This window comes from Sphingobium sp. DEHP117 (assembly GCF_030867385.1).
Classification (GTDB): domain Bacteria; phylum Pseudomonadota; class Alphaproteobacteria; order Sphingomonadales; family Sphingomonadaceae; genus Sphingobium.
Window position 1 is genome coordinate 1088914 of record NZ_JAPFBJ010000001.1, and the last position, 14153, is coordinate 1103066.

General features: G+C 64.0%; 12 protein-coding genes. 8 read left to right on the plus strand and 4 right to left on the minus strand.

Going from position 1 to position 14153, the window contains the following annotated elements:
- The first annotated feature begins 33 nt into the window (after nt 1-33).
- The 5 genes from OOT33_RS05405 (at nt 34) to OOT33_RS05425 (ending at nt 3911) form a co-directional block, all read left to right on the plus strand.
- The gene (locus tag OOT33_RS05405; protein ID WP_307748977.1) at nt 34-879 is read left to right on the plus strand and encodes an AAA family ATPase; all 846 of its coding nucleotides are present in this window, start codon (nt 34-36) and stop codon (nt 877-879) included.
- Between the two features lies 1 nt (nt 880).
- Entirely contained in the window at nt 881-1732 is an 852-nt protein-coding gene (gene bla / locus OOT33_RS05410) for a subclass B3 metallo-beta-lactamase (RefSeq protein ID WP_307748978.1), read from the plus strand.
- Between the two features lie 5 nt (nt 1733-1737).
- Nucleotides 1738-2154 (plus strand): GFA family protein, encoded by a 417-nt coding sequence (locus OOT33_RS05415; protein ID WP_307749312.1) that lies wholly within the window; start codon nt 1738-1740, stop codon nt 2152-2154.
- Between the two features lie 3 nt (nt 2155-2157).
- Nucleotides 2158-3339 (plus strand): VWA domain-containing protein, encoded by a 1182-nt coding sequence (locus tag OOT33_RS05420; protein WP_307748979.1) that lies wholly within the window; start codon nt 2158-2160, stop codon nt 3337-3339.
- Nucleotides 3340-3599: 260 nt separating this feature from the next.
- Nucleotides 3600-3911, plus strand: a complete 312-nt coding sequence (locus OOT33_RS05425) for a hypothetical protein (RefSeq protein ID WP_307748980.1) — start codon at nt 3600-3602, stop codon at nt 3909-3911.
- Here OOT33_RS05425 and OOT33_RS05430 read toward each other — a convergent pair.
- Together OOT33_RS05430 and OOT33_RS05435 are read right to left on the minus strand one after the other, a co-directional pair.
- On the minus strand, nt 3905-5104 hold the full coding sequence (locus tag OOT33_RS05430) for a DUF1343 domain-containing protein (protein ID WP_307748981.1): 1200 nt from the start codon (nt 5102-5104) through the stop codon (nt 3905-3907). The two genes, OOT33_RS05425 and OOT33_RS05430, sit on opposite strands and share 7 nt — an antisense overlap.
- 9 nt (nt 5105-5113) lie before the next feature.
- Nucleotides 5114-5701: a DOMON-like domain-containing protein gene (locus OOT33_RS05435; protein WP_307748982.1), complete on the minus strand. Its 588-nt coding sequence runs from the start codon at nt 5699-5701 to the stop codon at nt 5114-5116.
- A gap of 29 nt (nt 5702-5730) precedes the next feature.
- Between OOT33_RS05435 and tyrS the strand changes: the two genes are divergently transcribed.
- On the plus strand, nt 5731-6945 hold the full coding sequence (gene tyrS, locus OOT33_RS05440) for a tyrosine--tRNA ligase (protein WP_307749313.1): 1215 nt from the start codon (nt 5731-5733) through the stop codon (nt 6943-6945).
- A 16-nt stretch (nt 6946-6961) separates the two neighbouring features.
- Here the strand turns inward: tyrS and recG are convergent, their stop codons facing one another.
- Nucleotides 6962-9025: an ATP-dependent DNA helicase RecG gene (gene recG, locus OOT33_RS05445; protein ID WP_307748983.1), complete on the minus strand. Its 2064-nt coding sequence runs from the start codon at nt 9023-9025 to the stop codon at nt 6962-6964.
- Between the two features lie 65 nt (nt 9026-9090).
- Here recG and OOT33_RS05450 point away from each other — a divergent pair, with 65 nt between their 5' ends.
- Nucleotides 9091-9357 (plus strand): succinate dehydrogenase assembly factor 2, encoded by a 267-nt coding sequence (locus OOT33_RS05450; protein WP_307748984.1) that lies wholly within the window; start codon nt 9091-9093, stop codon nt 9355-9357.
- The gene (gene mfd, locus OOT33_RS05455; protein ID WP_307748985.1) at nt 9354-12848 is read left to right on the plus strand and encodes a transcription-repair coupling factor; all 3495 of its coding nucleotides are present in this window, start codon (nt 9354-9356) and stop codon (nt 12846-12848) included. The genes OOT33_RS05450 and mfd overlap by 4 nt, the downstream gene beginning before the upstream one ends.
- Here mfd and OOT33_RS05460 read toward each other — a convergent pair.
- Nucleotides 12845-14140, minus strand: coding sequence for an EAL domain-containing protein (locus OOT33_RS05460; protein ID WP_307748986.1), 1296 nt, complete (start codon nt 14138-14140; stop codon nt 12845-12847). The genes mfd and OOT33_RS05460 overlap by 4 nt on opposite strands.
- Nucleotides 14141-14153: the final 13 nt, after the last annotated feature.

The following is a 14153-nucleotide window of genomic DNA, read 5'->3' on the forward strand; positions in this document are numbered from 1 at the left end:
CATGTGCATTGCAACATGGGAATGGACAGGTTCATGCGTTTCGAAGGCACCGCCGATTATGTCGCCACTGCTGATCTCAAGGTAGCGGTCAACGCCGCCGTGCTGCTGCGGCGGCCGTTGCTGGTCAAGGGCGAACCGGGCACTGGCAAGACGGTATTGGCGCAACAGATCGCCGCCGCGCTGGACGCGCCGCTGATCGAGTGGAACATCAAGTCCACCACCAAGGCGCATCAGGGCCTCTACGAATATGATGCGGTCGCCCGCCTGCGTGACGGCCAGCTGGGTGACGAGCGCGTCCACGACATCTCCAACTATATCCGCAAGGGCAAGCTCTGGGAGGCGTTCACCTCGCCGAAGCTCCCCGTGCTGCTGATCGACGAGATCGACAAGGCGGACATCGAGTTCCCCAACGACCTGTTGCAGGAACTCGACCGGATGGAGTTCCACGTTTACGAGACCGGCGAGACGGTGAAGGCGCAGGAGCGCCCGATCGTCGTCATCACCTCGAACAACGAGAAGGAACTGCCCGACGCGTTCCTGCGCCGCTGCTTCTTCCACTACATTCAGTTCCCCGATCGGGAGACAATGCAGGCGATCATCGATGTGCACTTCCCGGGCATTCAGAAAATATTGGTGAACCGCGCGCTGGAAATCTTCTACGACGTGCGCGAGGTGCCGGGCCTCAAGAAAAAGCCGAGCACGAGCGAGCTGCTCGACTGGCTGAAGCTGCTGCTGGCGGAGGATATGCCGCTGGACGTGCTGCAATCGAAGGATGCACGCAAGGCCATCCCCCCGCTGCATGGCGCATTGCTGAAGAACGAGCAGGATGTCATGCTGTTCGAGCGACTGGCCTTCATGAGCAGGCGGCAGGGCGTCTAACGTGCACAGGACGCTCATCGGGCTGGCGGCGCTCATGTGGGCCGGCACGGCTGGCGCGCTTGAGAGTCCTGAGGAATGGAGCCGGCCGACGGCACCCTTTCATGTCGCAGGCCCGATCTATTATGTGGGGACGGAGGGGATTGGCGTTTACCTCTTCGATACCGGCTCGGGCCTCATCCTGCTCGACGGCGGGCTCGCCGAGAGCGCGGCATCGGTGGAGCGCAGCGTGCAGACGCTGGGCTTTCGCCTGCGCGACATCAAGCTGATCGTCGCAACGCACGCGCATTTCGATCATGCGGGCGCACTGGCGCAGTTGAAGCGGGATACAGGCGCGCGCTTCTACGCGAGCGCGGCCGATCGGCGCGCTTATGAGACGGGCACGCCCCCGAGCGATGTCGATTATGGTGTCGTTCGTTTCGCACCGGTGAAAGTCGACCGCACACTCGCCGATGGTCGCGCGATCAAGATGGGGCGGGTCGCCCTCGTCCCCCTGCTTACGCCCGGCCATACGCCTGGATGCACCAGCTGGGCGTTGCACATGCGCGAGTCCGGGCGCACGATCAAGGCCGTGTTCCCGTGCAGCCTGACGGTGGCGGGCAACAAGCTTTACAACAACCATGGTTATCCCGGCATCGTCGCCGACTTTCGCCGCAGCTTCGCCCGCGTGCGCACATGGAAGGCAGACATCGTCCTGCCCGCCCATCCAGACTTCGGAGACGTGCTTGGCCGCGCACGGCGTCAACGCATGGGCGAGAAGGACGCTTTCATCGCGCCTGACCTGTTGCCCGCTATGGTCGCGAAGGCCGAGGCCGACTTCAAAGCCGAACTGAAAAAACAGGAGCTGGTGAAGTGAAACATATGGGGAGATGTTTCTGCGGTGCTGTCGAGATCAGCATCGAGGCGGAGCCACTGGGTGCCCGACTGTGTTGGTGCAGAGACTGTCAGCGGCTTGCCAGCGGCTCTGCGACCGTCAACGTCCTCTTCCCCCCAGACGCTGTGCATCTGCAAGGACCAGTCAGCACCATCGCGCGCGTGGCGGACAGCGGTAACCGCGTCGAGCGGGGTTTTTGCGCATCGTGCGGGTCGCAAATTTTCAGCAAGACCGTCAACGTGGCGGAGCTTCCGATGCGGATCAGGGCCGGAATACTCGACGATCCGGAACTGGTTCGACCTTCGGCCATCATATGGGCCCAGAGTGCTCCGTCCTGGGCAATTCTCGATCCCGCATTGCCCCATCATCCTGGTGGTCCGGAAACCCAACCGATGGCCCGATAACCCATGCTTCTGAACTTCCTCGACGAGCTCCGCTCCGCCGGCATCCCTGCCTCCGTCAAGGAGCATCTGGTGCTGCTCGACGCGCTTGAGAAAGAGGTGATCGAGCGGACGCCCGAGAGCTTCTATTATCTCGCCCGCGCCACCTATGTGAAGGACGAGGGGCTGATCGACCGGTTCGATCAGGTGTTCTCCAAGGTGTTCAAGGGCATATTCTCGGACATTCCGGGCAATGTCTCAGGCGATATCCCGGAGGATTGGCTGCGGGCAGTGGCGGAGAAATTTCTGAGCCCCGAGGAGATGGAGAAAATCAAGTCCCTGGGCAGCTGGGACGAGATCATGGAGACGCTGAAGAAGCGGCTTGAGGAGCAGCAGGGTCGGCATCAGGGCGGTAACAAGTGGATCGGCACCGGCGGCACCTCGCCGTTCGGCAACGGCGGCTATAATCCCGAAGGCGTGCGGATCGGCGGCGAATCGCGTCACAAGCGCGCGATCAAGGTGTGGGAAAAGCGCGAGTTCCAGAACCTCGATTCGAGCCGCGAACTTGGCACCCGCAACATCAAGGTCGCGCTGCGCCGCCTGCGCCGCTTTGCGCGCGAGGGCGCGGCCGAGGAGCTGGACATGGGCGCGACGATCGAAGGAACCGCCAAGCGCGGCTTCCTGGACATCCACATGCGGCCAGAGCGGCGCAATGCGGTCAAGCTGCTGCTGTTCCTCGATGTCGGCGGATCTATGGACCCGCATATCAAGCTGACCGAGGAGCTGTTCAGCGCCGCCACGTCAGAATTCAAGAACATGGAATTTTTCTATTTCCACAACTGCCTCTACGAAGGCGTGTGGAAGGACAACCGCCGCCGCTGGTCCGAGCGCACGCCGACATGGGACATCCTCCACAAATATGGGCACGATTATAAGGTCGTGTTCGTGGGGGACGCAGCAATGTCACCCTACGAGATCACCCATCCGGGCGGCAGTGTCGAGCATATGAACGAAGAACCGGGCGCGGCATGGCTGGAACGGGTAACGCGCACCTACCCCGCAACCGTCTGGCTCAATCCGGATAAGCAGGACTATTGGAGTTACAGCCAGTCCAACCGCATGATCCGCGAGCTGCTCGATGAGCGCATGTATCCGCTCACGCTGGATGGGCTGGACGACGCCATGCGCGAATTGAGCCGGAAGCGCTGAGACTGCACACATCAACTTGTAAAATCGTCGCATCGTAAAAATACTGACTCTACATAATGCGTTTCTGTGTTATAGTTAACGCAACATATTGCTTTTGATACGAATTGATGCCGGGGGAAAATACGGGGGTTGATTCAATGAAGCAGAGCCGAAACCGCGGTCGCGGTGCCAATAGTCGTCGTCGCAGCAATACGCCTGCGGTCATCTGCCTTCCCCAGGCCAAGCCACCGCTGACCCCGCCCCGCAAGGAACCCGAAGCAATGCGCGCTCTTGCCTTGCCGAAGCTGAGGGAGCCGCTGGCGAAGGGAACAGCGATGGCACCGCATGCTGGTGAGGCTGCGTCCGCCCCGCTGCCGCGCGAACGCGCGCTGGTGGTGGCGCCGCAAAAGGGCTTGGTCGCGCTAAAGCAGTGGCTGCGCACGCTGGTGATGAAGCCCAGGAAGGCTGCACTCACGATCGACAGGGCTTCCGCGAAAACACAGGTAAGAGCGCTTCGGGTCGAAGTAGCGCAACTCCAACGGTCGCTCGACCAGCTGATGGCGCAGCTGAAGGCGGCCGAGCGCGGTCAATAGAGCAGGTACGGACGGCGCTCGTCCGCCCACGCGTCCTCGTCCGGGCAAGCGAGCGCATCGAGATCGGCGGGTGAGGCGTCCGCGTCATCCACCCATTCGCGTAGCAGCGGGGAACCGTTGATCACGTCTATGGGCAGCTTGCCGAACTCATATTCATAGGGGAAATCGCGCCACAGCTCGTAATCCGGCCATAATCGCCGGATCGCCTTGAAGGCGAGCGCCTGCACACGCCACGGGCGGAATTCGGCATGGTCGTAATGGCCGCCTTCCGCATGAATATGCACACCGTTGCATTGCTGGCCGACATGCTTGTGGAACGTCGGCTCGAACCAGATGTCGCGCAGGGTGCAACCCTTGAGCCAATCCGGCGCGAGGCTGCGCATCTCCATAATCACCGCGCGCGCGTCGAGATCGGGCGCACCGAAAATCTCGAGCGGGCGGGTGGTGCCCCTGCCCTCACTCAAGGTCGCGCCCTCCAGCATCACCGTGCCGGGATAGGCGCGCGCCATGTTGAGGCTGGGTGCGTTGGGGCTGGGGTTGATCCACAGCCGATCCTGCGGCCAACCATGGCCCGGCGCGGCATCGGGCGCCCAGCCCTCCATCGCTATTACGCGATAGTCGACATCGAGCTTGTAGTGCTTGATGAACCAGTGCCCCAGTTCGCCCAGCGTCAGGCCATGGCGCATCGGCATTGGCCCGGCCCCGACAAAGCTCTCCCATCCGGGGCGCAGACTCAAGCCCTCCACCGGGCGGCCGATGGGGTTGGGCCGATCCAGCACCCAGACGGACTTGCCGTGCGCAGCCGCAGCCTCAAGCACATAGAGCAAGGTGGTGATGAATGTGTAGATGCGGCAGCCCAGATCCTGAAGGTCGATCAGGATGACATCGAAGCTCGCCATCATCGCTTCGGTCGGGCGGCGGACGTCGCCATAGAGGCTGAAAACGGGAATGCCGTGGACAGGATCGGCGAAGTCTGGCGACTCCATCATATTGTCCTGCTTGTCACCGCGCAGGCCGTGCTGCGGGCCGAAAGCGGCGGAGAGCGTGATATCATCGCACGCCGCGAGGGCATCGAGGCTGTGCGTCAGATCCGCCGTCACCGACGCCGGATGAGCGAGCAAGGCTACGCGCCTGCCCGCAAGAGGTTTACGCAGTTGGGGATCGGCAATCAGCCGGTCGATGCCATTGTTCATGAAATTCGCTTACCCGTCGTTATGGGCCACGCCACCATAGTCCTCCGCCCGTGGCCGAGGGCCATCCGAGGCTGGCAACTCGAATGCGAAGCTGTAGGGGTGATGGAAGTCGAATGGTTGCCCCTCACGATGCCGCAACGCCCAATAAGAGAAGCGACCGTTCTTTTCCTCGATCACCGTGCTCGCGGCGACCATCTGCGGGCCGAGGCGGGGCGACACGAAGGTAACGTCAGCGATCAGCGCATCAGGCGATACCGACACCTCGATGCGTGGCGCCCAGATGTCGATATCGTGCATGCCTTCGCGATAGTCGGAAAAGCCATAGGCCGCCCATCGGCGCGAGGGCGAGAAATTATACTCGCGATAGGCGATGTCCCCCGCATCACGAGTGAACAGCTCGAAACAGGTGGTCTTCCATAAAAGATCCGTGCGCGCCGGCTCCATTGCCTCCGGCACCACGAGCCGCGCAATATCCCCCTGCACATGATAGCGCATGGTGACGAAACCACCGGGCGCGCGCATTCCCGATACGATGATCGCCGACACGGCGTCGGTCGGACTATCCGGGTGGCAAACAAGGCTCGCTATATTGTCCAAAGTGCCGCTCCATGCTAACCGCCCGCGCCATGACAGAATATCGCTCCGACCTGCTGCGCTTACTCTCTTCGCGCGGCTATATCCACCAGATAACCGATGCGGAAGGGCTAGATGCGCTCAGCTCACGGCAAATTGTGCCGGGATATATCGGCTTTGACGCGACCGCGCCGTCGCTGCATGTCGGCAGCCTGGTGCAGATCATGATGCTGCGCCGGTTGCAGCAGGCGGGGCACAAGCCGATCGTGCTGATGGGCGGCGGCACCACCAAGGTGGGCGACCCAAGCGGGAAAGACGAAAGCCGCAAGCTGCTCACCAACGACGATATCGGCAACAATATCAATTCTATAAAGCAGGTTTTTGAACATTTTCTGACCTTTGGGGATGGGCCGACCGACGCGGTGATAGTCAACAACGCGGACTGGCTCGATGCGCTCGAATATGTGCCGTTCCTGCGCGACATCGGCCGCCATTTCACGATCAACCGGATGCTGACGTTCGATTCCGTCAAGCTGCGGCTCGAGCGCGAGCAGCCGCTGACCTTTCTCGAATTCAATTACATGATCCTGCAGGCCTATGATTTTCTCGAGCTGTCACGCCGCTCAGCCTGCCGGTTGCAGATGGGCGGATCTGACCAGTGGGGCAATATCGTCAACGGGATAGAGCTGTCACGCCGTGTTGACAGCACAGAGGTCTATGGCCTCACCACGCCGCTCATCACCACGGCTGACGGCGGCAAGATGGGCAAGACAGCCAAGGGTGCGGTGTGGCTCAACGCCGATCAGCTGCCCGCTTATGATTACTGGCAGTTCTGGCGCAACACGCAGGATGCGGACGTTGGCCGGTTCCTGCGGCTGTTCACGGACATGCCGCTGGATGAGATCGCGCGGCTGGAGGCACTGCAAGGCGCGGAGATCAACGACGCGAAGATAGTGCTGGCGAACGAGGCCACCGCGATCCTGCACGGACGCGCGGCGGCGGAAGCGGCGGCCGGGACGGCGGCCGCGACTTTCGCGGGTGGCGCGGGCGCGGATTTACCGAGCGTTGCGATCGGCCAGGCCCCCAACATCGTCGCCACGTTGGTGGCTCTGGGCTTCGTCGCCTCCAACGGCGAGGCCAAGCGCAAGCTGGAAGAAGGCGCGGTGCGCGTGAACGATGAAGTGGTGCGCGATGGCGCCCACGCTCCGCAGGCGGGCGACAAGATCAGCCTAGGCAAGAAGAAGCACGGCATGGTCAGCGGCAACTGAGTATCAGGGCGGATCGTCACCCCGCCTTCAACAATCCCACCGCCGCATCCCGCTCAAACAGATAGAGGCACATGCGCGCCGCCTGACCCCGCGCGGAGGCCAGCCCACCGTCGCGCTCTATCAGCAGGCGCGCGTCGTCCCGCGCCATGTCTATGAGGTCCGATATGTCGGCATCGCCCGCAAGGCGGAACTTCTGCTCGCCGGATTGACGCGTGCCCAGATAATCCCCTGCCCCGCGCAGGCGAAGATCTTCCTCGGCGATCCGGAAGCCGTCGTTGGTCTCGCGCATCAGGGCAAGCCGCGCCCGCGCCGTTTCGGACAGCGCATTGCCGCGCAATAGAAGGCAGGTGGACGCCTTGTCGCCGCGCCCTACCCGCCCGCGCAACTGGTGCAGCTGGGCCAGCCCGAAGCGATCCGCGCCCTCGATGATCATCAGCGTCGCGTTGGGTACGTCGACGCCGACCTCGATCACGGTGGTTGCCACCAGAACGCTCGCCTCTCCGCTCGCGAATCGCGCCATTGCGGCGTCTTTCTCCGGCCCCTTCATCCGCCCGTGGACCAGAGCCACCTTGTCGCCAAAGCGCGCACGCAACGCCTGCGCCCGCGCCTCTGCCGCCGCCTGATCGGAGACCGCGCTTTCCTCGACCAGCGGGCACACCCAATAGGCCTGCCCCCCGCCAGCAATATGGCGGCCCAGCCCCTCCACCACGTCCACCAGCTTGTCGATAGAGCTGACGGTGGTGCGGATCGGCTGGCGGCCGGGCGGCATTTCGTCGAGACGGCTCACCTCCATGTCGCCATAATATGTAAGGGTGAGCGTACGCGGGATCGGCGTTGCCGTCATCACCAGCATATGGGGGTTGAGCCGCGCCTTGGAGGCGAGCATCATGCGCTGGACGACCCCGAACCGGTGCTGCTCGTCGATCACAACCAGCCCCAGATGGCGATAGCTCACCGCCTCCTGAAAAATCGCGTGCGTACCGACGAGAATGTCGATGCTGCCGTCTGCGAGTCCCATCAACGTCGCCTCGCGCGCCTTGCCCTTGTCCCGCCCGGTCAGGATCGCGATGTTCACCGGCACGCCCGAGAGCATGTTCCGCAACGTCTCATAATGCTGGCGCGCGAGGATCTCCGTAGGCGCCAGTAGCGCGCCCTGCATCCCGCTCTCGACCGCGCCGAGCAGCGCCATCAGCGCGACCCATGTCTTGCCGCTTCCCACATCGCCCTGCAACAGCCGCAGCATCGGGTGGTTCTGCGCACAATCGCCATCTATCTCCGCCACCGAGCGGCGCTGCGCTCCTGTCGGCGCGAAGGGCAGCTTCACGGCATCGCGCAGGGCTCCGGTTGGGCGGATCGGCTCGGCTCGGCGCTGGCGCGAGGCGGCGCGCACCAGCATCAGCGCGAGCTGGCCGGAGAATATCTCGTCATAGGCGAGGCGGCGGCGGGCCTCCCGGCTGTTCGGGCTGGCGTGGGCGCTCAAAAGACTGTCATGCCAGCCCTTCCAGCCGTGTGAACCGAGCACCGAAGCGTCGATCCACTCCGGCATCTCCGGCGCGCGCGACAGTGCCTCACTCACAAGGTCGCGCATGCGGGCGTTGGTGATCCCTTCGGACAGCGGATAGACCGGCTCCATCACCGGTATCTGCAATGCCTCCTCGAGCAGGCCGACATGATCCGGGTGGATGACCTGGAGCTGATCGCCATAGGCCTCCAGCTTGCCGGAAATGACACGCGGTTCGCCGATGGGGAGCAGCTTGCGCGGCCAACCGCTGTTTTTGCCGAAATAGACCAGCGCCACGCCGTTGCCCGCGCCATCGACCGCCCAGACGCGGAACGGCGCGCGAGGCGAACCCCCCGCGCGATAATCGGTGGGGGTCAGTGTGATGATGATGGTGCGGCCGATATCGTTGTGATCAAGCCGCGAAACGCGGTGCCGCTCCACCCAGCCGGTCGGCAGATGGAAGGCGAGATCGACCATCTTGGTGAGGCCCAGCCGGTCGAGCGGCTTCGACAGCGCGTTGCCCACGCCCTTCAGCACCGAAATTTCGGCAAACAGCGGATTGAGAAGTTCGGGTCTCATAGCTATGCGGGCTTGCTTAGCTCAGCCCGATGGCGGGAGCAAACACCTCTGGGACCCAAGAAGCCATGCAAGACGATCCCCGCCTGCGCCGCCTCCATTTCCGCGCATGGCATCGCGGCACGCGCGAGGCCGATTACATGGTCGGCGGCTTCTTCGACCGCTATGGCGCTGGCTGGGGCGAGGCGGAGATCGCGTGGTTCGAGGAGCTGCTGGAAGAGCAGGATGTCGACATCATGGCATGGGGGCTGGGAACGGCCTTGGTGCCCGAGCGGTTTGACGGGTCTTTGATGGACCAATTCAAGAAGCTGGATTTTATCTCGATCCCCAAATGACCGATCTTAACCGCATCCTCTCTTCCCGCGCGCCGCTGACGCTGGCAGGTGCGCCGAACGGGTTCTTGCCCCTGTTGCTCAGCGACCTGGCGCGCGCGGCTGCGGGTGGCGGCTCCGCGCGCCGGGCCGTGTTCATCGCGCCGGACGAGCAGGCGATGCTGGCCGTGGCGGATGCGGCCGCGTGGTTCGCGCCGGAGCTGGAGGTTGTGACCATCCCGGCTTGGGACTGCCTGCCCTATGACCGCGCGTCGCCCTCGCTGCGCAGTGCGGCGCAGAGGCTGGCCGGGCTGCACGCCTTGCAGGCACCGGTCAAAGGGCCGCAGTTGGTGCTCACGACGGCGGCGGCGGTGCTGCAAAAGACGCTCACGCCGTTTCGCGTGCGACAGCTTGTGGCGAGGCTCGCGCCCAATGAGCGTATCGCGATCGAAACGCTGACGAAACTGCTTCAGGCGAACGGATACAGCCGCACGGATACCGTGCACGATGCTGGCGAATATGCGGTGCGCGGCGGCATTGTCGATCTATTCCCCGGCGGCGCGAAAGAGCCGCTACGCCTCGATTTCTTCGGCGACGAGATAGAGACGTTGCGCAGCTTCGATCCGCACACCCAGCGCTCGACCGGCGACGTGCCGAGCTTTACCGTGCTGCCCGCATCCGAAGCGCTGTTGGACGAAGAGACGATCAAGCGCTTCCGTGGACGCTATCGGGAACTGTTCGGTGCATCCGCCACCGGCGATCCGCTCTATCAGGCGGTGAGCGATGGGCGGCGGCTGGCCGGCATGGAGCACTGGCTGCCCCTGTTTGAAGAACGCCTCGTGCCGCTCGCCGACCATTGGGGTGCGGATGCGCTGGTGGTGCGCGATGGCGGCGTGACCGGCGCGGCGCAGTCCCGGCTGGAGGCGATCACCGATTATCACGCCAACCGGGTGGCGGCATTGAAGGGCGATCCGGGCAGCTATCGCCCGCTTGAGCCGGACCAGCTCTATCTCACGCGCGCGGAGTGGGACGGCGCGATCACCGCGCAGCCCATGCACATCACCTCGCCCTTCCATGAACCGGAAAGCGGGTCGGTGGTCGATTTCGGGGTCGATGCCGCGCGGGATTTTGCGCCCGAGCGCGCGCAGAACGCCAATGTCTATGACGCGGTTGCGGTCCATATCGAGAACCAGCGCAAGGCCAAAGATACCGGACAAAGCCGCAAGATCATCATCGCCAGCTATTCCGGCGGCGCGCGGGAGCGGCTTTCCGGCCTGTTGACCGAGCACAAGGCGGGCGCGCTCGCTCAGGCCGACAGCTGGCAAGAAGCGCAGGGACTGGCCGCCAAGGGCGCGACGGCGCTCGTCGTGCTGCCGCTCGACCACGGCTTTACCACCGCCGACGTCACGCTGTTGACCGAGCAGGACATGCTGGGCGACCGGCTGGTGCGGCGCGCCAAGCGCAAGAAGAGTACAGACGCCTTCCTCGCCGAGCTGGCGACGCTGACGCCGGGCGATCTTGTCGTCCACGCCGATCATGGCATCGGCAAATATGAGGGACTGACCTCGATCCCCGTCGGCAACGCGCCCCATGACTGCGTGGCATTGGAATATGCGGGCGGCGACAAGCTCTATGTGCCGGTCGAGAATCTCGATGTCCTCTCGCGCTATGGCGCGGAGAATGAGGGCGTAGCGCTCGATCGACTGGGCGGCGAGGCGTGGCAGCGGCGCAAGGCGCGGATGAAGGAGCGCATCCGCGAGATCGCGGGTGAGCTGCTGAAAGTGGCGGCGGCGCGCGCGCTGCGTCCTGCACCGGTGGCCGAGCCGGACAGCGGCGGCTACCCCGCGTTCGTCGACCGCTTTCCCTATGACGAGACCGAGGATCAGGACCGCGCGATCGCCGATGTGATTGAGGATCTGAGCGCCGGCAGGCCGATGGACCGGCTGGTGTGCGGCGATGTCGGCTTCGGCAAGACCGAGGTGGCGCTGCGCGGGGCGTTCGTCGCGGCGATGGCGGGCATGCAGGTGGCGCTGATCTGCCCTACCACCCTGCTCGCGCGCCAGCATCACCGCCATTTCGTAGAGCGGTTCGCCGGTTTCCCGCTCAACATCGGTCGCCTTTCCCGCCTCGTGCCCGCCGCCGAGGCCGCCAAGACCAAGGAAGGGCTGGCAGACGGCACGATCGACATCGTCGTCGGCACCCATGCGCTGCTTACCAAGGGGCTGGAATTCAAGCGCCTCGGCCTCGTGATCGTGGACGAAGAGCAGCGCTTCGGCGTTGTTCACAAGGAGCGGCTGAAGCAATTGAAGACCGACGTGCATGTGCTGACGCTGACGGCGACGCCGATCCCGCGCACATTGCAGATGGCGATGAGCGGCCTGCGCGAGCTGTCGGTGATCCAGACTCCACCGGTCGATCGTCTCGCGGTGCGCACCTATGTGATGCCGTGGGACGGCGTGGTAATCCGCGAGGCGCTATTGCGCGAGCATTATCGCGGCGGGCAGAGCTTTTTCGTCGTCCCGCGCATCACGGACCTCACCGAAATCGAAGACTTCCTGCGCGAGCAGGTGCCGGAGGTGAAGCCTGTCGTCGCCCATGGCCAGATGGCGGCGGGCGAAGTGGAAGAGCGCATGTCCGCTTTTTACGACAAGAAATATGACGTGCTGCTCTCCACCACCATCGTCGAGAGCGGGCTGGACATACCGAGCGCCAACACGCTGATCATCCACCGGGCGGATCGCTTTGGCCTCGCCCAGCTTTATCAGCTGCGCGGCCGGGTTGGACGCAGCAAGACGCGCGCATATGCCTATTTCACCACGCCCGCCGACCGGATCATCACCGAGACAGCAGAAAAGCGCCTCAAGGTGCTGTCAGACCTCGATACGCTGGGTGCTGGATTCCAGCTTGCGAGCCATGACCTCGATATTCGCGGCGCGGGCAATCTGGTGGGAGATGAGCAATCCGGCCACATCAAGGAGGTGGGGTTCGAGCTGTATCAGTCGATGCTGGAGGAAGCGATCCTGGAGGCGAAATCCGGTGGTTCGACCGACTTCGTGCCGCGTGATGCCTACTCGCCGCAGATCACGATCGACGCGCCGGTGCAGATCCCCGAGGATTATGTGCCCGATCTTGACCTGCGCATGGGCCTGTATCGTCGCCTCAACGATCTGGAGGATGCGCGCGGGGTTGAGGCGTTCGCGGCGGAGTTGATCGACCGGTTCGGCAAGCTGCCCACCGCCACCGAAAATCTGCTGACCCTCATCCGCATCAAGCAGAATTGCGTGAAGGCAGGGATCGCGCGGCTCGATGTCGGCGGCAAGGGCGCGCTGGTGGCCTTCCACAACGACCAGTTCGGCAACCCCGCCGGGTTGATCGACTATGTGCAGCGGCTTCAGGGCACCGCAAAGCTGCGGCCGGACAACAAGCTCGTCATCACCCGCGCGTGGAAAGACGGCGCCGCGCGCCTGCATGCGGGTTTGCAGCTCTCCAAGGGATTGGCGAAGGTGGCGGGTTAACCCGCCTTTTCCACCATCTCCACCAGCTCCGCGCTGGTGACCGGGCGCGAGCGCAGGAAGCCCTGATAGATGTCGCAACCCTCACGCGCCAGCAGCGTGAGCTGTTCCTCGCTCTCCACCCCTTCGGTGATGACCGTGAGCGCCAGGGACTTGGCCATCGATATGATGGCGCGCAATATGATGCGATCCCGCGGCGTGCCGAGAATGTCGCGGCTGAGGCTGTGGTCTATCTTCAGATAATCGGGATGCAGCGCCTTCAGATAGGCGAGGCTGGAATAGCCGGTGCCGAAATCGTCGATCGCGACGCGCAGCCCCTCCTTGCGCAGCTCGGCGAGCAGTGCAGCAGCCTGCTCGATATTCTCGATAAGGCCGCTCTCGGTGATCTCCACTGTTACGCGCTCACGGGGGAACCCGCTGGCATCGATCATGGCGAGCATGTGGCCGGTGAAGTCCGCCTGCGCGAGGTCTACCGCCGTCACATTGATGGACAGGCGCAGTTTCGACAGGCCTTCCGGCCACTGCCCGGCCTCCTCCAGCGCGCGACACTGAATGTGGCGGGAGAGCGGTAGCAGGAAATCGGCGCGGTCCGCCGCCTGGAACAGGGTTCCGGCGTCCAGCTGGCCCAGTTGCGCATGGTTCCAGCGCGCGAGTGCCTCTACGCCGATGATCGCATCGTTGAGGCTGTCATATTGCGGCTGATAGACGATGCCGATCTCTCCGCGATCCAGCGCGAGCCGAAGATCAGCATCCAGCCGATCATGCTCATCGCCGCCGGGGACCAGGCCGGAGCGCACGCAAATCTCGCTGGTGGCGGAGCGGCGCGCATCGGCCAGCGCAGCGGTGGCGCGGCGCAGCAGGCCGGAGGGGTCGTCCCCCGCCACCGGCGCGGCGATGCCGCAGCGCGCAGTGAGCCTGATCATGCTGTCTTCCGCCATGAACGGGCGCGAGACCGCCGACAATATGAGGCGGGCGATATCCTCCGCCGCCACTTCGAGCGATGCGGGGAAAGCGACGAGAAACTCTGTCCCACTCATACGCGCGATGAGGGCCTCGCTGCCCAATATTCCCTCCAGCCGCGCTGTGATCGCCTGTGCTACGCGCAGCAAAATGGCGTCGCCCATCTGGTGCCCATAGGCGGCGTTGACGCTGGCGAACTGGCTGATGCCGATGAGTATGCACGCGCCGACCCCGCCACCGCCGCCCGGAGCCAGCCGCCGGTCCAGCCAGTCGCGCGCGCTGCTGCGCGAAGCCAGCCCCGTCAGCGCGTCTAAGTCACTATGATCATCCGTCATTCAGCTGTGCCGC

Bases quoted from the DNA above. Each gene is read 5' to 3' on its own strand.
- OOT33_RS05430 (WP_307748981.1), bottom strand. From the start codon at position 5,104: ATGAACAATGGCATCGACCGGCTGATTGCCGATCCCCAACTGCGTAAA.
- OOT33_RS05405 (WP_307748977.1), top strand. From the start codon at position 34: ATGCGTTTCGAAGGCACCGCCGATTATGTCGCCACTGCTGATCTCAAG.
- OOT33_RS05460 (WP_307748986.1), bottom strand. From the start codon at position 14,140: ATGACGGATGATCATAGTGACTTAGACGCGCTGACGGGGCTGGCTTCG.
- recG (WP_307748983.1), bottom strand. From the start codon at position 9,025: ATGAGACCCGAACTTCTCAATCCGCTGTTTGCCGAAATTTCGGTGCTG.
- OOT33_RS05425 (WP_307748980.1), top strand. From the start codon at position 3,600: ATGCGCGCTCTTGCCTTGCCGAAGCTGAGGGAGCCGCTGGCGAAGGGA.
- mfd (WP_307748985.1), top strand. From the start codon at position 9,354: ATGACCGATCTTAACCGCATCCTCTCTTCCCGCGCGCCGCTGACGCTG.
- OOT33_RS05420 (WP_307748979.1), top strand. From the start codon at position 2,158: ATGCTTCTGAACTTCCTCGACGAGCTCCGCTCCGCCGGCATCCCTGCC.
- OOT33_RS05415 (WP_307749312.1), top strand. From the start codon at position 1,738: ATGGGGAGATGTTTCTGCGGTGCTGTCGAGATCAGCATCGAGGCGGAG.
- tyrS (WP_307749313.1), top strand. From the start codon at position 5,731: ATGACAGAATATCGCTCCGACCTGCTGCGCTTACTCTCTTCGCGCGGC.
- OOT33_RS05450 (WP_307748984.1), top strand. From the start codon at position 9,091: ATGCAAGACGATCCCCGCCTGCGCCGCCTCCATTTCCGCGCATGGCAT.